The sequence below is a fragment of the Streptomyces sp. B15 genome, from assembly GCF_018070605.1.
Classification (GTDB): domain Bacteria; phylum Actinomycetota; class Actinomycetes; order Streptomycetales; family Streptomycetaceae; genus Streptomyces; species Streptomyces smyrnaeus.
The window spans coordinates 24,582-42,703 of sequence record NZ_JAGPXJ010000049.1 but is presented as its reverse complement, the minus strand read 5'-3'; the positions used below and the strand labels follow the sequence as shown (position 1 = coordinate 42,703).

At 73.8% G+C, this 18,122-nt stretch carries 15 protein-coding genes; 6 read left to right on the top strand and 9 right to left on the bottom strand.

Annotation, left to right across the window (positions count from 1 at the left end):
* Window positions 1–194: 194 nt before the first annotated feature.
* From KBY19_RS21695 to KBY19_RS21680, 4 genes are all read left to right on the top strand, one after another.
* Window positions 195–1,703, top strand: a complete 1,509-nt coding sequence (locus KBY19_RS21695) for an FAD-binding oxidoreductase (RefSeq protein ID WP_307843576.1) — start codon at window positions 195–197, stop codon at window positions 1,701–1,703.
* A gap of 123 nt (window positions 1,704–1,826) precedes the next feature.
* On the top strand, window positions 1,827–2,624 hold the full coding sequence (yaaA, locus tag KBY19_RS21690; RefSeq protein ID WP_099880360.1) for a peroxide stress protein YaaA: 798 nt from the start codon (window positions 1,827–1,829) through the stop codon (window positions 2,622–2,624).
* Between the two features lie 80 nt (window positions 2,625–2,704).
* Window positions 2,705–3,349, top strand: a complete 645-nt coding sequence (gene eda, locus KBY19_RS21685) for a bifunctional 4-hydroxy-2-oxoglutarate aldolase/2-dehydro-3-deoxy-phosphogluconate aldolase (protein ID WP_210966495.1) — start codon at window positions 2,705–2,707, stop codon at window positions 3,347–3,349.
* Window positions 3,350–3,430: 81 nt separating this feature from the next.
* Window positions 3,431–3,880, top strand: coding sequence for a hypothetical protein (locus tag KBY19_RS21680; protein ID WP_307842311.1), 450 nt, complete (start codon window positions 3,431–3,433; stop codon window positions 3,878–3,880).
* 67 nt (window positions 3,881–3,947) lie between these two features.
* Here the strand turns inward: KBY19_RS21680 and KBY19_RS21675 are convergent, their stop codons facing one another.
* From KBY19_RS21675 to KBY19_RS21665, 3 genes are all read right to left on the bottom strand, one after another.
* Entirely contained in the window at window positions 3,948–5,150 is a 1,203-nt protein-coding gene (locus KBY19_RS21675) for a bifunctional RNase H/acid phosphatase (protein WP_185016753.1), read from the bottom strand.
* Between the two features lie 252 nt (window positions 5,151–5,402).
* Window positions 5,403–6,146 carry a zinc ribbon domain-containing protein gene (locus KBY19_RS21670; protein WP_180289901.1) on the bottom strand — a complete coding sequence of 248 codons (744 nt, stop codon included), beginning with the start codon at window positions 6,144–6,146 and terminating at the stop codon, window positions 5,403–5,405.
* Complete coding sequence (locus KBY19_RS21665) at window positions 6,143–7,072, bottom strand: Nif3-like dinuclear metal center hexameric protein (protein ID WP_210966494.1); 930 nt, start codon at window positions 7,070–7,072, stop codon at window positions 6,143–6,145. Before KBY19_RS21665 ends, KBY19_RS21670 begins: the two co-directional genes overlap by 4 nt.
* Before the next feature lie 213 nt (window positions 7,073–7,285).
* On the opposite strand from KBY19_RS21665, the gene KBY19_RS21660 reads away from it, so the two are divergent.
* The gene (locus tag KBY19_RS21660) at window positions 7,286–8,674 is read left to right on the top strand and encodes a hypothetical protein (protein ID WP_210966493.1); all 1,389 of its coding nucleotides are present in this window, start codon (window positions 7,286–7,288) and stop codon (window positions 8,672–8,674) included.
* Between the two features lie 349 nt (window positions 8,675–9,023).
* Here the strand turns inward: KBY19_RS21660 and KBY19_RS21655 are convergent, their stop codons facing one another.
* The 3 genes from KBY19_RS21655 to KBY19_RS21645 all read right to left on the bottom strand — a co-directional run bounded on the left by KBY19_RS21655 (window position 9,024) and on the right by KBY19_RS21645 (window position 12,063).
* Window positions 9,024–9,995 (bottom strand): 3-oxoacyl-ACP reductase, encoded by a 972-nt coding sequence (locus tag KBY19_RS21655; protein ID WP_099880377.1) that lies wholly within the window; start codon window positions 9,993–9,995, stop codon window positions 9,024–9,026.
* 37 nt (window positions 9,996–10,032) lie between these two features.
* Window positions 10,033–11,127: a Zn-dependent alcohol dehydrogenase gene (locus tag KBY19_RS21650; RefSeq protein WP_099880379.1), complete on the bottom strand. Its 1,095-nt coding sequence runs from the start codon at window positions 11,125–11,127 to the stop codon at window positions 10,033–10,035.
* 78 nt (window positions 11,128–11,205) lie between these two features.
* Entirely contained in the window at window positions 11,206–12,063 is an 858-nt protein-coding gene (locus tag KBY19_RS21645) for a MaoC/PaaZ C-terminal domain-containing protein (protein WP_099880381.1), read from the bottom strand.
* Between the two features lie 418 nt (window positions 12,064–12,481).
* Here KBY19_RS21645 and KBY19_RS21640 point away from each other — a divergent pair, with 418 nt between their 5' ends.
* Window positions 12,482–13,054 carry a DNA-binding response regulator gene (locus KBY19_RS21640; RefSeq protein ID WP_210966499.1) on the top strand — a complete coding sequence of 191 codons (573 nt, stop codon included), beginning with the start codon at window positions 12,482–12,484 and terminating at the stop codon, window positions 13,052–13,054.
* Between the two features lie 68 nt (window positions 13,055–13,122).
* Here KBY19_RS21640 and KBY19_RS21635 read toward each other — a convergent pair whose 3' ends face one another.
* Genes KBY19_RS21635 through KBY19_RS21625 form a run of 3 tightly spaced genes read right to left on the bottom strand, consistent with a single transcriptional unit; the run spans window position 13,123 to window position 18,070 of the window.
* On the bottom strand, window positions 13,123–14,553 hold the full coding sequence (locus KBY19_RS21635) for an MFS transporter (RefSeq protein ID WP_210955390.1): 1,431 nt from the start codon (window positions 14,551–14,553) through the stop codon (window positions 13,123–13,125).
* Between the two features lie 29 nt (window positions 14,554–14,582).
* Entirely contained in the window at window positions 14,583–15,776 is a 1,194-nt protein-coding gene (locus tag KBY19_RS21630; protein ID WP_099880385.1) for a beta-ketoacyl synthase N-terminal-like domain-containing protein, read from the bottom strand.
* A 29-nt stretch (window positions 15,777–15,805) separates the two neighbouring features.
* Entirely contained in the window at window positions 15,806–18,070 is a 2,265-nt protein-coding gene (locus KBY19_RS21625) for an acyl-CoA dehydrogenase (protein ID WP_210966492.1), read from the bottom strand.
* Window positions 18,071–18,122 lie beyond the last annotated feature (52 nt).

Sequence of the window (18,122 nt, the reverse complement as noted above, 5' to 3'; positions counted from 1 at the left end):
CATGTCACACCCTTTCCTCGGTCGCGGTCAGTCTCAGCTGCCGCCCGCGCGGGTGCCGGAGGACGGATCGTCCATCACCCGATCGTGGCACAGAAGGGGCGGCGAGCCGGCTCACCGCGTGGAACCGCGTTATCCGCACATCCGTCCCCTCCCACGACGGAGTCGATCTTCGTCGCGGAGCAGGAGGACGGCCGGTGGTGCCGACGGGGCAGCAGGGGGCGGCGAAGGCGGCCGGAGGGACGTGGATGACGGGGCGTGCGCACGGGACGCAGCAGAACGCCGGGTGGGCCGCGCTCGGTGAGGGGCTGGACGGGACGCTGCTGCGGCCAGGCGACCGGGACTTCACCGCGGCGCGCAAGCTGTTCAACCCCCGGTTCGACGTCGTACGCCCGGCCGCGGTGGCGTACTGCGCGGGGCCGGGCGACATCGCCGAGTGCCTGTCCTTCGCACGCCGCAACGGCATATCGGTGGCCGTGCGCAGCGGAGGGCACTCGTACGCCGGCTGGTCCAGCGGCAAGGGCCGACTCGTCATCGATGTGCAGAAGATGGCGGCGGTGCAGGCGTCCGGGCGCCGTGCCACGGTGGGCGCCGGGGCGAAACTCATCGATGTCTACGCCGGGTTGGCGGCGCGCAAGCGGACGATACCGGCGGGCTCCTGTCCCACGGTCGGCATCTCGGGGCTCACGCTGGGCGGCGGGATCGGTGCCGTCGCCCGCGCCTACGGGCTGACCTGCGACAGTCTCACCGGCGCCGCGGTCGTCACCGCCGACGGCAAGCTGCGCGAGGCCACCGAGGACAGCGACGCCGATCTGTTCTGGGCGCTGCGCGGCGGGGGCGGGGGCAACTTCGGCGTCGTCACCTCGCTGGACTTCCGGACCCAGGTGGCGCCCACCTGCCAGACCTTCTTCCTGTCCTGGCCGTGGTCGCGGGCCGCGGCCGTGGTGCGCGAGTGGCAGCGGTGGGCTCCGGCCGCACCCGAGGAGATCTGGGCGAACCTCCAGCTGTCGGCACCGGCCGGCGGGCGTCCGGGCAGTGCGCGGGTCGGCGGGCTGTCGCTGGGGGCGCGCCGGGAGCTGGAGAACCAGCTCGACCGGCTCGCGGGCCGGGTCGGGGCCCCTGCCCTGGATGTCTCGCTGCGGCGGCACTCGTACCTGGACGCCATGAAGGTGATGGGCGGGGTGTCCGGCTGGACGCTCGCCCAGGCCCACCAGCGGGGCACGCTGCCGGGCCGTACGAAGCGGGGGAAGGTGGCCCGCGAGTCGTACGCGGTCCGCTCCGACTTCTACACCCGCTCCCTCCCCGACTCCGGGATACGGGCGCTGGTCGAGCGCGTCGAACGGCTGGCCGGGCTGCGGGACGGGGGCGCCGGTGGCGTCGCGCTCGACGCGCTGGGCGGCGCCGTGAGCCGGCCCCGCCCGGACGCGACGGCGTTCGTGCACCGGGACGCGCGCTTCCTCGCCCAGTACCTCGTCTCCTGGCCGGACGCCGCGGACGCCGAGACGGTGGCGGGCCACCGCGGCTGGCTGGACGGCACCCATACGGCGATGCGCCGGTGGGCCAGCGGCTTCGCCTATCAGAACTGCCCCGACCCGGCGCTGCGCGACTGGCGGCATGCCTACTACGGCGCCAACGCCGACCGGCTGGCCAAGGCCAAGGCCGTGTACGACCCGGATCGGGTCTTCGCCTTCCCGCACGCCGTGTGAGCGCCCCGGAACGGCGCCGTCCGCCCCGGCCCGTACGCTGGGGAACCCCCGGCCGGAGGCCGGGGAGGCGCACCATCGCCGGATCTGCGGCGACGCTGTACCGAGGAACCGAGGAGAAGTGCCGTGCTCGTGCTGTTGCCGCCGTCCGAGGGGAAGGCCGAGGGCGCCAGGGGCCGTCCGCTGGAGTTGGACTCGCTCTCGCTGCCGGAGCTGACGCGGGCGCGGGAGACGGTGCTGGACGAGTTGGTGGCGCTCTGCCGTGGGGACGAGGACGACCGGGAGAAGGCGCGCGAGGTGCTGGGGCTCAGCCAGGGGCTGCGCGGCGAGGTCGTCAAGAACGCCCGGCTGCGCACCGCGCCGACCCTGCCGGCCGGCGAGATCTACACCGGTGTGCTGTACGACGCGCTGGGGCTCGCCACCCTCGACCCGGCCGCCAAACGGCGCGCCGCCCGCTCACTGCTGGTGTTCTCCGCGCTGTGGGGGGCGGTCGGGATCAAGGACCGGATTCCCTCCTACCGGCTCTCCGGCGGGGTGAAACTGCCCGGCATCGGTGCGCTGGGCCCCTACTGGCGCGGCCCGTTGGAGTCGGTGCTGCCCGAGGCCGCGGGCGGCGGTCTGGTGCTGGACCTGCGCTCGTCGGCGTACGCGGGCATGTGGAAGCCCAAGGGCGACCTGGCGCGGCGCACAGCCACCGTGCGGGTGCTGCAGTCGCGGCTGGTGGACGGGGTGGAGAAGAGGTCGGTCGTCAGCCACTTCAACAAGGCGACGAAGGGCCGCATCGTCCGCGCGCTGCTGGAGACGGGAGCGGCGCCGAAGACCCCGGCGGCGCTGGCCGGGACACTGCGCGAGCTGGGCCATGTCGTCGAGGGCGACGACAAGCCGGGGGCCACGGCGCTGGACGTGGTGGTGACGGAGCTGTAGCTCCGGCTCGACCAGAGGCACGTGTTGCGCGCAGTGCAACGGCTGTTGCGCAGCCTGCTACTGCCGGGCACGATACGGGCATGCCTCCAGCGCCCTCCGCTTCCCCTTCCGTGCTCGACCTCGCCCCCGTCCTCCCGGTCGTCGTACTGGAGGACGCGGCGGACGCCGTGCCGCTCGCCAGGGCGCTGGCCGCGGGCGGGCTGCCCGCGATCGAGGTGACACTGCGCACCGAGGCCGCGCCGGAGGCGATCCGCGCCATCGCCGACGCCGTGCCCGAGGCGGTCGTCGGCGCGGGCACGGTGCTCGATGCGGAGAGCGTGCGCACCGCCGTGGCGGCCGGTGCGCGCTTCCTGGTCAGCCCCGGCTGGACGGACACACTCCTGGAGGCCATGCGCGCCTCCGGCGTGCCGTTCCTGCCCGGCGTCTCGACGGCCTCGGAGGTCGTGGCGCTGCTGGAGCGCGGGGTCACGCAGATGAAGTTCTTCCCCGCGGAGGCGGCAGGCGGTACCGCCTATCTGAAGTCCCTGGCCTCGCCCCTGCCCCGGGCACGCTTCTGCCCCACCGGCGGCGTCACGGCGGCCAACGCGGCCGGCTATCTGGAACTGCCCAACGTCGCCTGCGTCGGCGGTACCTGGATGCTGCCGCAGGACGCCCTCGCGGCCAAGGACTGGGACCGGGTGCAGGCGCTGGCGGCCGAGGCGTCGGGGGCCGCAGCCGCCCGGTAGATTGCCTCCATGGCGAGGGAAAGCACTGGTGGGGGCTCCGGGCCGATATGCCCCGGCTGCGGTGGGACAAAGACGCGCCCGGTGGCCGAGGCACGCGGCAAAGGCGGTCTGCGCAACGATCTGCTGACGCGGCTGGCACCGGGTCCGCAGAAGGCGGGCGACGGCTGCCTGCACTTTCTGGAGGGCATGGTCCTCACCGGTATCGGCGTCGCCCTCGCCTACACGGGCACCGAGCAGGACAAGCCGCTCTACCTCGCGGGCGGAATCGCGCTGGCACTGGTGTGTTTCCTCGGCACCCTCGCCGTCGTGCGCGGTGATCGCCGCGAACGTGCGGCCGAGACCGCGGGTGCCGAGCGCGCCGCTCGCGTGTGGGACCCCGCGTTCTACTGCCACGGCTGCGAGTGCGTCTTCTGCCCCGGCGGGGTCCCCTGGCAGGGGGCGCTGACGCCGGAGCAGTTCAAGAAGTATGTGTGGACCGAGGCGGGCTACGCGGACCAGCTCACGGGCCCCGCCAAGGAAGCGTCCCTTTGACAGGGGTCTCTTCGACAAGCGCCCCTTTGACAAGCGTCTCTTCGACAGGGGGTGTGGCGACGCGGCGTCAGCGCAGATGTCCCGTGTCGTTCAGCAGCCGCAGCGAGGCGTTGCCGTCGGCGTAGTAGGCGACGGCGGACAGCGACGCGGCGGACAGCTCCATGCGGAACAGGGACTCGGGCGGGGCGCCCAGGGCGAGCCGGACCAGCGTCTTGATCGGCGTCACATGGGTGACCAGCAGCACCGTGCGGCCCGTATGGCGGGCGAGCAGTTCGTCGCGGGTCGCAGCCACCCGCCGGGCCACCTCCTCGAACGACTCGCCGCCCCCCGTGGGCCGGGCGGCGGCGGAGGCCAGCCACGCGTCGAGGTCCTCCGGGTGGCGCTCGCGGACCTCCGCGAAGGTCAGGCCCTCCCAGGCGCCGAAGTCGGTCTCGCGCAGCCCTTCGTCGGTGCCGACGCTCAACCCGAGGCGGTCCGCGACGGCGGCGGCCGTCTCCTGGCAGCGGCGCAGCGGAGAGGAGACCACGGTCTGGACGGTGCCGCGTGCGGCCAGCGCCTCGGCGACGGCCGCGGCCTGCCGCAGCCCCGCGGCGGAGAGTTCGGGGTCACGGCCGCCGCTGCCGGAGAACCGTTTCTCGGGCGTGAGGGGCGTCTCACCGTGCCGGAGCAGTACGAAGGTGGTGGGTGTGCCCAGGTCGGGGCCCCAGCCCACGCGGGCGGCGGGAGCCGTGGGGCCGGGATCGGTCGCGGCGGGCTGCGGTGCGGGCACCGCGCCTCCCACGGCCCCGGCGTCCGACGCCGTGTCGAGCTCCGCGCGGGAGGCGCCCGCCTCCCAGCGCTCCCCGCGCCCGCCGGCGTCCATCGCCTCGTTGGCGAGGCGGTCGGCGTGCTTGTTCTTCTCGCGCGGGATCCACTCGTAGGTGACGGCGTCCGGCGGGAAGACGGCGGCGGCCTCCATGGCGAGGGGGCGCATGTCGGGGTGCTTGATCTTCCAGCGGCCCGACATCTGCTCGACGACCAGCTTGGAGTCCATCCGCACCAGCACCGCCGCGTCCGCGTCGAGCTCGTAGGCGGCGCGCAGCCCGGCGAGCAGGCCGCGGTACTCGGCGACGTTGTTGGTGGCCCGGCCGATGAACTCGGCGGTCTCGCGCAGGGTTTCGCCCGAGGCCGCGTCCTTGACGACGGCGCCGTATCCGGCCGGGCCCGGGTTACCCCGGGAGCCGCCGTCGGCCTCGACGACAAAGGTGCGGCGCGCCCGAGCGCCACTCACAGCGTCCCTCTGTTCACTTCTCCGCCCACGCGGCAGCGTGCCGGCATCGTCGCTGACTGCACCCCGGCAGCCGCGTGCGCGTCGCTCACGACGTCCCTCCGTTCGCCCCGCCGCGGCAGCGGCTCATGTCACTGCCGCCCACGCGGCAGCGTGCGCGCATCGTCGCCGGCTGCACCCCGGCAGCCGCGTGCGCTCCCCCTCGGGGCGCCTCCCAGCGGTAGCTGGGGGACTCCGGCCGGGGGTGCCCCCAGCTCACAGTCCGGACTCCGGGGTGCGCACCAGGATGCGGCGGCAGTTCTCGCACCGCAGCACGGCGTCGGCGGGTGCCTCGCGGACGTCGTTCATCTCGGTGATGTTCAACTCCAGGCGGCAGCCCTCGCAGCGCCGCTGGTAGAGCTTGGCCGCTCCGACCCCGCCCTCGCGCTCACGGATCTTGTCGTAGAGCTTGAGCAGCTCGTCGGGGACGGCGCCGGCGACGGTGTCGCGCTCCTTGCGGACGCTGCCGAGCTCGGCCTCGATCTCCTGGAGCGCGGCGTCGCGGCGGGCGGTGGCCTCCTGCAGCTTGGCGCCGACGGACTCGACGCGCTCGCCGTGTTCGGCCGCGCGCTCGGCCGCGGACTCGCGGCGCTCCATGACCTCCAGTACGACGTCCTCCAGGTCGCTCTGACGCTTGGCGAGGGAGGCGATCTCGCTCTGCAGGTTCGCCAGATCCTTGGGGTTGGTGACCGCGCCGGAGTCGAGACGCTGCTGGTCGCGGGCCGCCCGCTGACGGACCTGGTCGACGTCCTGCTCCGCCTTGGTCTGTTCGCGCGCTGTGTCGCTCTCCTCGGTCTGCGCGGCCACGAGCAGGTCGCGGAGCTGGGCGAGGTCGGCCTCCAGCTGCTGGATCTCCTCGTGCTCGGGCAGGGTCCTGCGCTTGTGCGCGAGCTGCGTCAGGCGGGTGTCGAGTGCCTGGACGTCCAGCAGGCGGATCTGATCGGCGGGCGCGGCATTCAGTTGGGGGCTCCCGGGGTGAGGTCGTTGTCGGTCAGTGCGGTCTGCTGTGCCGTGGACCGTCCGGAGAAGGGTGTCTCCTGCGGCAGCGAGGGGGCGTGCGCGGTCCACGGGTCGGTGACGGTGCGCGAGACCTCGGTGCGCAGGTCCCAGCCCTCCCGTTCGGCGACGGCGTCGAGCTGCGCGGCCGCCTGCTCGCACCAGGGCCATTCGGTGGCGAAGTGCGCGGCGTCCAGCAGGGTGAGCGGCGAGTGCTCCCGGGCCTCGGACGCGGGGTGGTGGCGCAGGTCGGCGGTGAGGTACGCGTCGACGCCCGCGGCCCGTACGGTGTCGAAGAGACCGTCGCCGGAGCCGCCGCACACGGCGACCGTCGAGATGGTCGCGGCGGGGTCGCCGGCGGCGCGGATGCCCTGTGCGGTGACGGGCAGCGAGGCGGCGGCCTGCTCGACGAAGTCGCCCAGCGCGAGCGGGCGCTCCAACTCGCAGATCCGGCCCAGGCCGCGCCGCCCGGCGGGGTCGGTGGGGTCGGGCACCAGGGGGCGCAGCACGCGCAGCCCGAGCGCTCCGGCGAGCGCGTCGGAGACGCCGGGGTCGGCGGTGTCGGCGTTGGTGTGGGCGACGTGGAGTGCGACACCGTTCTTGATCAGGGTGTGGACGACACGGCCCTTGAAGGTGTCGGCGGCGACCGTGGTGGTGCCGCGCAGATAGAGCGGGTGGTGGGTGACCAGGAGCTCGGCGCCCTTGGCGACGGCCTCGTCGGCGACCTGCTGCACGGGGTCGACGGCGAACAGGACGCGGCTGACGCGCGCCTGTGGGTCGGACACCTCGCCGCAGACGGTGCCGACGGCGTCCCACTGCTCGGCGCGGTCGCGTGGCCACAGGGTGTCGAGCGCTGCGATGACTTCGGAGAGTGTGGGCTGTGCTGGCACGGGGGCAAGGCTACCTGTCCACGGCCGCGGCGCCGTCGGCCCGGTCGGCGCCCGCCCGGCCCGGGGCGCCGGGTGCGGGAAGGCCGTCAGCACACTCCCGGGCGCCTCGCAGTGGAACGCCGTATTCGGTCACCCGTCCGCGTGAAGCGGTGCAACTGTCGCTGTTCGACTGCGAGTACGACGCCTAGCTTCGTCACCGGAGGTGATCGAGGCATGACTGCGAGTGCTGCCAGGGTCATGAACGAGAGCTTCACGGTCGCTGCGGACGGCTCCTACGCCGCCAGGCTCACCACGCAGCCCGGCTCGGAGCTGTGGTATCCGGAGCGCTGGACGCTCGACGGCCCGGAGCCGTACGCGGTGCCGCTGCCCGTGGAACAGCCCGAGGAGGCCGACAGCGGTGTACTGCCGCTCGCGGACGGACGGGTGCTGATCGCCCGCCGGGCGCAGGGACGTTACTCCTTGGCGCTGCTCTACCCCTCGGGCCCGGAGACCGGTGAGCGACGGCTGGGCACCGTGGAGACGGACGAGTTGCGGCTGCTGCCCCCGGCGCCCTGCGGCGTCCGCGCCTACGCCCTGGCCCGGGAGCCGGACGGCCGCGCCACCGGCGTCTGGCTGGTGGCCGACGGCTCCTGCCGCCCGCCTGTCCGGGTCGCACGCCTGGGCGGCCGGTGCTCCGGCGGCGCCTGGCTGGACCCCGAGGGGCGGCTGCTCGCCCTCGACGCCGCGGGCCCGGACGGCGAGGGGCCCGTCAAGTCGGTCGCGGTGGACCTCGGCGCGGGCGGCGACGTCTCACCGCTACTGGAGATCACCGAGGAGAGCGACGACCGGCTGCTGCTGGCCGACCGGGACAGCGGCCTGCTGCTCGTCCGCTCGAACGCGCCGGGTGAGGAGCGGCTGGGCTGGGGGGTGCTGGGCAGCCACCGCCCGGTCCGGTTCCCCGAGGCGCTGCATCCCGAAGACACCCGGCTGACGCCAATCGCCGTGCAGCCCGGGCAGACGCTGCTGCCCGAGCGGTGCGCGGTGGCGCTGCGCGTGGACCCCGCGCCAAGGGTGCCGTGCGGGCCTTCGGGAGCCGGCGGCCCGGGAGGGGCCTGGCTGGCCGTGTGGCGGCCGGGGCTGCGGGAGTTGCGGCACCTGGCGGGCCCGCCGGGGTGGCTGACGGGGCACGCACTGTGGACGGCCGACGGCGAGCTGCGCGTCCCCTGTTCGACGGCGCACAACCCGTGCGGGCTGGCGCGGATGCGCACACCGCTGCCGGACGAGGAGGAGGGCGCCGCCGACCCACCGTCCGGGCCGCCGCCCGCCCCCGCCCCCGTGCCCGCTCCCGGGGCGGCGCTCGGACCGGTTCCCGGACCGGTTCCCGGACCGGCACCGGGTGCGCCGCCGAGGGCGGCCGAGCGGGCGGAGCCGACGGCTCCGGCCGGTGGTGACGTCACGGCTCTACAACATCGTGATCACGGAGTACCGCCGTCCGGACTGCTGGGTTCCATGGTGCGCAGAAGGGTTTCCGCAGGCAGTGCCCGCTCGTTCGGGGCCGGGGCCGAACCGGTGCCCAAACCGGTCCCCCTCCAGCAGGCCCCGTTGACCAGCGGAACGGCGTGACCGGCCGGTGAAACGGATCGAGAGGCGCTCGGTCGGGTCGATAAACTCCGCCGGGTACGACGGCAGAGCAAGAGATTGACGGAGTGCCATCACGATGTCGAACACCCAGACCGAGACGCCCAGCGACACGCAGACGGCCGGCGAGGGGACTCACCGGGGGAAGCACAGGGGGGAAGCCGCCGCACATGAGGAGCAGACCGTAGCGGCCCGGGGGCGCCACCGCCGTCCCGAGCCCGCGCAGTAACCGGCGGGGCGGGCGGACGGTTCGTCGCCCACCCCGTGCGAGCACGTGACGGGCCCCGGCCCGCCGCCCGGAACGGCGCGGCGGGCCGGGGCTTCGCCGTCCGTGTCAGTCCTTCTTGAGGCCCAGCACCTCGACCGCGGCGAAGTTCTCCTGCGCCGAGCGCTCGGCGAAGTACGGGGTCAGTCGCTCGTCCAGTTCCTCGACGGTGAACATGTCCTTGCCGGTGTCGAACTTGGCGGCCACCTTGGGCCGCTCCAGCAGCGCCACCGTGCCGCCGTGCACCACCAGCACCTGCCCGTTGATCCGGGCCGCCGCCGGGGAGGCCAGATAGCCCACCAGCGGTGAGACATGTTCCGGCGCCAGCGGGTCGACGCCGTCCGCCGGTGCCTCGATCCCCTGGAAGACGTCCTCGGTCATCCGGGTGCGCGCCCGAGGACAGATGGCGTTCACCGTCACCCCGTACTTGGCCAGCGCGCCCGCCGTGGAAGTCGTCAGACCGACGATGCCGCCCTTGGCCGCCGCGTAGTTGGGCTGGCCCGGTGAGCCCGCCAAGAAGGCCTCGGAGGAGGTGTTGACGATCCTCCCGTAGACGGGTCCGCCCGCCGCCTTCGCCGCCGCGCGCCAGTGCGCGGCGGCGAAACGGGTGGTGGCGAAGTGGCCCTTGAGATGGACGCGGACGACCGCGTCCCACTCCTCCTCGCTCATCGAGAAGACCATCCGGTCCCGCAGGATGCCCGCGTTGTTGACCAGCACCTCCAGCGACCCGAAGGTGTCCAGGGCCAGCCGGACCAGCTCGCGGGCCTGTGCGAGGTCGGCCACGTCGCCGTGGTGGGCGACGGCCTCGCCCCCCGCCTCCCGGATCTCGGCGGCGACCTGTTCGGCGGGCGTCCTCGCTGCCCCGCCGCCTTCCCCAGCTGCCGGGGACCCCGAAGGTGCTCCCTGGCCCGCCCCCTCCACGTCGTTGACGACGACCCGTGCGCCCAGCCGCCCCAACTCCAGCGCCTCGGCGCGCCCCAAACCGCGCCCCGCACCGGTCACGATGGCGGTTCTGCCCTGCAAACAGCCCTGCACAGACATACGGTCCTTCCTCGGTGGCTCGCGCTCGCGGGTCGCGCTAGAGGGAGATGCTGGTGCGGAGCGCCTCCCCCGTGCGCATCTGGTCGATGGCCTCGTTGATCTCTTCGAGGCGCACCCGGTGGGTGATCAGCCCCTCCAGCTCGATCCGCCCGGCGCGCCACAGCGCCACCGCGCGGTCGTAGGACCGCAGCACGTCGCCGCCGCCGTAGAGGGAGGGGAGGATGCGCTTCTCGTCGAAGAACAGCTCGAACATGTTGAACTGGAGCTGGTCGTCCATGGCGCCCGCCCCCACCACGCACAGCGTGCCGCCGCGCCGGGTGGCCTCGTAGGCGGTGCGGGCCGTCGCCGATCTCCCGACGACCTCGAAGACGTGGTCGAACCCCTCGTCCGCGGTGATCCGGCGCTTGGCGTCGGCGAGTTCTTGCGGCGCCACCGCCTCCGTCGCACCGAAGCGCAGCGCGGCCTCGCGGCGCCCGGCGACCGGGTCGACGGCCACGATATGCGCGGCCCCGCAGACCCGGGCCCCCTGGATGGTGCTGATGCCGACGCCTCCGCAGCCGATGACGGCCACCGACGTGCCGGCCTCCACCCGTGCGGTGTTGAAGACCGCTCCCAGCCCTGTGGTGACACCGCAGCCGATGAGCGCGGCGACCTCGTACGGCACGTCGTCCGGTATCGGCACCGCGCAGGGCGCGTCGAGGACGACCTCTTCGGCGAAGGTACCCGTGCCGGCGAAGCCGAAGACCTCGCCCCCTTCGGCGGTACCGCCCGTGGTGCGGCGGAAGTTGGGGGTGCCCGCGTTCATGAATCCGGCCAGGCACAGATGGCGCTGGCCGCGGCGGCAGGCGGGACAGCTGTTGCAGGGGGGAAGCCAGCACACCACGACGCGGTCGCCCGGCGCGAGGTGGGTCACCCCCTCCCCCGTCTCCAGCACTTCGCCCGCACCCTCGTGTCCGGGCACGAACGGGGCCGGCTGCGGCAGCACTCCGCTCATCGCGGAGAGGTCGGAGTGGCACAGTCCGGTGGCCTTGATCCGGACCCGCACCTTGCCGGGACCGAATGCGGCCGGCTCGATGTCGTCGACGACTTCGAGTTTGTCCTGGCCTGTTTCGAGCAGTACCGCTGCGCGCATGGTTCAGCTCCCATCGAGGTTGTGGGCGAAGGTTCCGCCGGGCGGGGTCCCTCCCGGTGGCATGCGACCGCGGCGCGGCTAGCCGTAGGTCACCACGCCGTCCCCCAGTACCGGCGCGTCCTCCCGCTCCGGGACGGTCGCGGTCAGCTGGAGGCGCCCCTCGTCCAAGTGCCAGGCCCGCACCCGCAGGCTCTCCCCGGGGTGGACGATCCCCGCGAACCGCACGGAGTACGACGAGACCCGCGCCACGTCCCCGTCGAGTGCGCCGTCCACGACGGCCTTCAGCGCCATCCCGTACGAGCACAGCCCGTGCAGAATGGGCCGGTCGAACCCGGCGAGCCGGGCGAAGTCAGGGTCGGCGTGCAGTGGGTTCCAGTCGCCGGAGAGACGGTACAGCAGCGCCTGGTCCTCCCGGACGGGACGCTCGGCGACGAGGTCGGGCTCCCGCTGCGGGGGCTCCAGCCGACCGGAGGGTCCGCGCTCGCCGCCGAAGCCGCCTTCGCCGCGGACGAAGATCTGGGCCCGGCTGGTCCACAGCGGGCCGTCCTCGTCGGCGACGTCGGTGCGCAGTACGAGGATCGCGGCCTTGCCCTTGTCGTAGATGTCCGCGACGCGCGCGGTCGCGGTGGCGTGGCCGTCGACGGGGATCGGGCGGTGCAGCTCGATGGACTGGGTGCCGTGCAGTACGGCGGCCAGGTCGACCTCGATGCCGGGCGCCGAGAGTCCGCCGACCACGCCCATGCCCGCACCGGCGACGGTGGCGAACGACGGCAGGACGTGCAGCCTGCTCTCCAGGGTGTAGCGCAGCTCGGCCGGGTCGGTGGCCGGCACACCGGCGCCGAGTCCGAGGTGGTAGAGCTGGACGTCCTTGTGGCCCCAGGAGATCTCGGTGCTGCGGGGCTCGGCCGCGAGGGCCTTCGCTACGTCGATGGGCATCGGAAGCTGGGCTCCTTGTCGCTCGGGCCTGTGGGCGGAAGACCCTGGCCCGGCCGTCCGCACCGTCGGCCGGGCCAGGGCCGCTGGGGACCGGCCGGACGCCCCCCGCCGGAGAACGGCCGCAGTAGAACACGTTCTCATCGATCGGCTACCTGTATAACGCAGTCCCCTGGACAAGGGAAGAGCTGACGTACCGTCAGCTGCTGGCCGGCGCAGCCGGTACCGCGCCGCGGCCGGAACCGGTGACATTTGTCCCACCCGGCCGCCCACATTCGTATCTGCCCAGCTCACGGCAGCGCGCCGTACCGTCGACGCCATGACGACAGCACTAGGCGTGACCACAACGGCGGTGACGCGGGCGCGGCCCGCGCGGGACGGCAAGGGGCCGGGAAAGTACACCTTCCTGCCCTGGCTCTTCATGGGACTCGGCGCCTTCTCCCTGCTGCTCGACCTGGAGGACGACATGGAGGTCGTCGCGCAGGTCGCCTCCGGTGACGAGATCATGCGGGCGGCGCTGGACGCGGAACCCGACGTGGCGCTGCTCGACATCGAGCTGCCCGGCCGCAGCGGGCTGGACGCCGCGGCGGAGCTGCGCGAGCGGCTGCCCTCGTGCGCGGTGCTGATCCTCACGACGTTCGGCAGGCCCGGCCATCTGCGCCCCGCGATGGAGTCCGGGGCCCGCGGCTTCCTCGTCAAGGACGGACCCGTCGAGGAACTGGCCGGAGCGATCCGCAAGGCACTGGCGGGCGAACGCGTCATCGACCCGGCACTGGCCGCGGCGGCGCTGAGCACCGGGCCCAACCCGCTGACACAGCGGGAACGCGAGGTGCTGTCCGCCGCCGCGGACGGCTCCACCGTGGCGGACATCGCCGCCCGGCTGCATCTGTCGAGCGCGACCGTGCGCAACTATCTGTCCGCCGCCATCGGCAAGACCGCCACCCGCAATCGGATGGAGGCGCTGTCCGCGGCCCGCCGCAACGGATGGCTTTGAGTCCTCGCCTGCTCCGATGAGGGGGTGCCCCTGCGGGAGCGTCGCCGGCTGCGCAGGAAGGGCAAGCCCTAGTCCTTCGCCGTGCGCGGCAGCGCGATCAGCATGAACAGCACACACGCGCCGAGCAGTGCGGCGCCCGCGTAGAAGGCCGTGCCGTATCCGGCGGCCAGCGCCGCGGGGCCCTCGTCGGAGCCGGTGCGGGCCGCGGCGACCGTGGAGAGCACGGCAAGTCCCAGTGCGCCGCCCATCGTGCGGCCGGTGCCGAACAGCCCCGACAGCAGGCCGGCCTCGCCCGGGTCGTCGGTCGCGGTGGCGATGGTGGCCAGCGGCGTCGCGGCCAGCCCGGCACCGAGCGCCATCAGCACGCCGGGCCCCAGCAGCGTCGTCACATAGGCGCCGTCGGCGTCCATGGTGCCCTGCCACACATAGCCCAGCCCCGCCATCGCGGAGCCGGCGACGGCAAGGTGGCGGTCGCCCATCCGCGCCATCAGAAACGGTGCGATCTTGGAGCCCAGGACGATGGTCAGCGAGTGCGGCACCAGCGCGAAGCCGGCCTGCAGCGGCGTGTAGTGCAGCACGTTCTGGGTGTAGAGGGACAGGAAGTACCACATGGCGAACATCGCCAGCCCGTTGATGAAGATGGCGACGTTGGCCGAGGAGACGGCGCGGCTGCGGAACAGCCGCAGCGGCACCAGCGGTTCGGGGGAGCGGGCCTCCACCGCGACGAACAGCGCCAGCATCAACAGCCCGGCGGCCAGCGGGCCCAGTGCGCTGGCCGCCGTCCAGCCCGCGCTGTCCGTCCGTACGATGCCGTAGGCCACAGCGCCCAGGCCCAGCGTCGCCAGCAGCGCGCCGGGCACATCCAGCCGCCGTACCGACTCCTCGCGGCTCTCGGTCAGCCACCCGGCCGCCGCGGCCAGCACCAGCACCCCCACCGGGACGTTGATCAGCAGGACCCAGCGCCAGGACAGTGCGTCGGTGAGCACACCGCCCACCAGCCCGCCCGCGGCACCGCCGCCCGCGCCGACCGCCGACCAGGTGGCTATCGCCTTGGTACGGGCCGGGCCCTCCGGGACGGACGTCGTCAGCAGGGTGAGTGTGGCGGGTGCCAGTATCGCGGCACCCATCCCCTGGACACCGCGGGCCGCCAGCAGCTGCCAGGGCTCCTGGGCCAGGCCGCCGGCCAGGCTCGCGGCGGTGAACAGCGCGAGCCCCGTCAGGAACACCCGCTTGCGGCCGAACAGGTCGGCGGCCCGGCCGCCGAGCAGCATCAGCCCGGAGAAGGTGAGGGTGTAGGCGTTGACCACCCACTGCAGGCCGGTCGGGGAGAGGGAGAGGGTGTCGCGCATGGAGGGGAGGGCGACGTTGACGACGGAGACGTCGAGCACGACGAGGAACTGACCGGCACACGCGGCCAGTACGACCGCCCACAAGCGGGGCGCCTTGGCGGCGGAGCCGGATATGGAGGGGGAACTCGCGGGCTGTGCGGTCTGCGGCATGCGCGTAGTGTGACACCTGGCCGGGCCGGTCAGCGGCGGAGCAGTGTGACCACCGCGGCGCCGCCCAGTCCGATGTTGTGGGCGAGGCCCACCCGCGCGCCGTGCACCTGCCGGCCGCCCGCCAGGCCCCGCAGCTGCCAGGTCAGCTCCGCGCACTGGGCGATCCCGGTGGCGCCCAGCGGGTGCCCCTTGGAGATGAGGCCGCCGGAGGGGTTCACGACCCACCGGCCCCCGTACGTCGTCGCCCCGGAGGCCACCAGTTCGCCCGACTCCCCGTCCGCGCACAGGCCCAGCGCCTCGTAGGTCAGCAGTTCGTTGACCGAGAAGCAGTCGTGCAGTTCGATCACGTCCACGTCCTCGGCGCCCAGGCCGCTCTCCTCGTACGCGCGGGTGGCCGCGGCCCGCGACATGGGGCGGCCCACCACATCGATGCAGGAGCCGGAGGCGAAGCTGTCCTCGGTGTCCGTGGTCATCGCCTGCCCGGCGACGGCCACCGCCTGGTCCTGGAGCCCGTGCTCGCGTACGAAGCGCTCGGAGGCGAGGACGGCCGCCGCCGCACCGTCGGAGGTCGGCGAGCACTGCAGCTTGGTCAGCGGGTCATGGACGGTGCGGGCGCCGAGGATGTCGGCCCGCGTGTGGACGTCCCGGAACTGGGCACAGGGGTTGGCCGCCGAGTGCCGGTGGTTCTTCTCCGCCACGGCGGCGAGCTGTTCGCGGGTGGTGCCGTACCGCTCCATGTGCTCGCGGGCCGCGTTGCCGAAGATCTGCGCGGTGGGCGGTGTCGTCCCGAAGCCGTGCCGCGCGGCCATGACGCCGTAGTGCCGTGCGACGGGGGACGCCGCGAAGTCGCCGCTGCCGGCGCCCGCGCCCAGGGCGCCCTTCTTCATCTGCTCGAAACCCAGCGCCAGCACGCAGTCGTTCAGCCCCGAGGCCACGAACTGGCGGGCCATCAGCAGCGCCGTGGAGCCGGTGGCGCAGTTGTTGTTGACGTTGTAGACGGGGATGCCGGTGAGACCGAGCTGGTAGACGGCGCGCTGGGCCGCGGTGGAGGGCTGTTGGCAGTGGCCGACGACGGCCTGCTCGATCAGGCCGTAGTCGAGCCCCGCGTCGGTGAGCGCGGCGCCGCCCGCCTCCTGGGCCATCTCCCAGTACCGCCACTCACGCGACTCGGGCTTGACGAACCGGGTCATCCCGACGCCGACGACGAACGCTGTACCGGTCATCCGTGCTCCTTGGGCTGTGGCCGGTCCGGTCAGATGAGGGGGCGGGGCTCCGGGTCGCGGGGCAGGCCGAGCAGCCGCTCGGCCACCACGTTGCGCTGGATCTGGGTGGTGCCGCCGGCGATGGTCAGGCACCGGGACATCAGGAAGCCGTGTACGGCGCCGCTGCCCGCGCCCTCGCACACCGCGCCGTAGGGGCCCAGCACTTCGAGGGCGAGTTCGGCGACCTTCTGCTGGTGCGGGGTCTGGATCAGCTTGCGGACACTGGCGCCGGCGCCCGGGTCGAGGCCCTCGACGCGCTGCAGCGTGGTGCGCAGCGAGATGCAGGCCAGCGCGTGCGCCTCGGCGGCCAGCGCACCGAGCCGTGCGCGCACCGTGTCGTCGGCGGATCCCAGCCCCTGGAGCAGCGCTTCGAGGCCGGTGCCGAAGGTGAGCTGGTCGGCCATGTGGACGCGCTCGTTGCCCAGCGTGTGCCGGGCCACCCGCCAGCCGTCGTTCACCTCGCCGACCACCGCGTCGGCGGGCAGCCGCACCTCGTCGAAGCGGACCTCGTTGAACAGCGCGTCCCCGGTCATCTCCTTGAGCGGGCGGACCTCGATGCCGGCGGTGTGCTTCATGTCGACGAGGAAGAACGTCAGCCCCTGGTGCTTGGGCGCTGCGGGGTCCGTGCGGGCCAGCAGGATGCCCCAGTCCGCCCGCTGCGCGGCGGAGGTCCACACCTTCTGCCCGTCGACCCGCCAGCCACCGTCCGAGGTGCGCTCGGCGAGGGTGCGCAGCGACGCCAGGTCCGAGCCGGCGTCCGGCTCGGAGAACAGCTGGCACCACAGCACGTCGCCGCGCAGCGTGGGCAGGAGGTGCCGGGCGCGCTGCTCCTCGGTGCCGTAGGTGAGCAGGGAGGGCACGACCCAGGTGGCGATGCCCAGGTCGGCGACCTTCACCCCGGCCTCCGCCAACTCCCGCTGCACGGCCAGTTGCTGGACGGGTCCCGCCCCGAGCCCGTACGGCTTCGGCAGGTGCGGGGAGGCGTAGCCGGTGGGCGCCAGCGTGCGGCGGGCGGTGGCGGGGTCCTGGCCGCGGGCGGGCGCTATGGCCTCGCGCGCGGCGGGGCGGTACGCCTCCGCCTCGGGCGGCAGTTCCATCCGCACCTCGCGGCGTGCCCCGTCGACGGCGAGCCGGGCGGCCCGCAGCCGGTGCGCGGTGCCGGTGCCGAGCAACTGCCGCGCCACCACGGCCCGGCGCAGATACAGATGGGCGTCGTGCTCCCAGGTGAAGCCGATACCGCCGAGGATCTGCACACAGTCCTTGGCGCAGCTGTAGGCGGCCTCCAGCGCGGTGGAGGCCGCCAGCGCCGCCGTCAGGCCGCGTACCTGCGCGGTGACCGCCTCCTCGCCGGCCGCGCGCGCCGCGTCCCAGGTGAGGGCGCGGGCCTGCTCGACACGGACGAGCATGTCGGCACACAGGTGCTTGACGGCCTGGAACTGTCCGATGGGCCGCCCGAACTGCTCGCGGGTGCCCGCGTACACGGTCGCCGTCTCCAGCGCCCAGGCAGCCACCCCGCACGCCTCGGCCGACAGCAGGGTGCACGCCAGGTCGCGTACACAGGCGCTGTCCAGGGCCAGTACGCGGGTGGCCGGAATCCGTGCCCGGTGCGCCTCCACCTCGGCGGTGGGGCGCAGCGGGTCGGTGCTCTCGTGCGCGCGTACGCCGAGCGCGGCGGCGTCCACGGCGAACCACAAGGGCGCGCCGGGGCCGCCCCCCGGCGCCTCCCCGGCCCGGTCGGCGGCCAGCAGGAGCAGATCGGCCTGGGCGCCGCCGAGGACGGGTGGCGCGGTGCCGTCCAGTATCCAGCAGCCGTCCGGGCCCTCCGTCGCGGTGAGGGAGCCCGCGGCGAACGCCACGGCGCCGATGCGCTCACCTGCGGCCAGGGACCGGACCAGCTCGGGCCGGCCGCCCCCCGTGTACAGGAGTTCGGCGGCGATCACGTGCGGCAGATACGGGCCCGGCAGCGCGGCGCGGCCGGTCTCCTCCAGCACGACGGCCAGGTCGAGCAGTGAGCCGTCCGCGCCGCCGTACGTGGCGGGCAGCCGCAGCCCGCACAGCCCCTGCCCGGCGAGCCCGTCCCAGAAGCCGGGCCGGCCCGCGCCCGGTGGGGTGTCCAAGAGCTTGCGCCGCTCCTCGGGCGGCAGGGCGCGCGCCGTCCAGCCCCGCACGGACTCGGCCAACTCCCGCTGCTCCAGCGTGGTCCCGATGCTGTCGGTGCTCCCGTTCCGCCTGCCCGCTCCCCTGCCGATGCCCATGCGGGGCACAGTAGAACACGTTCCAGTAGGAAGGAAGGCGGGGCAAAGGCGG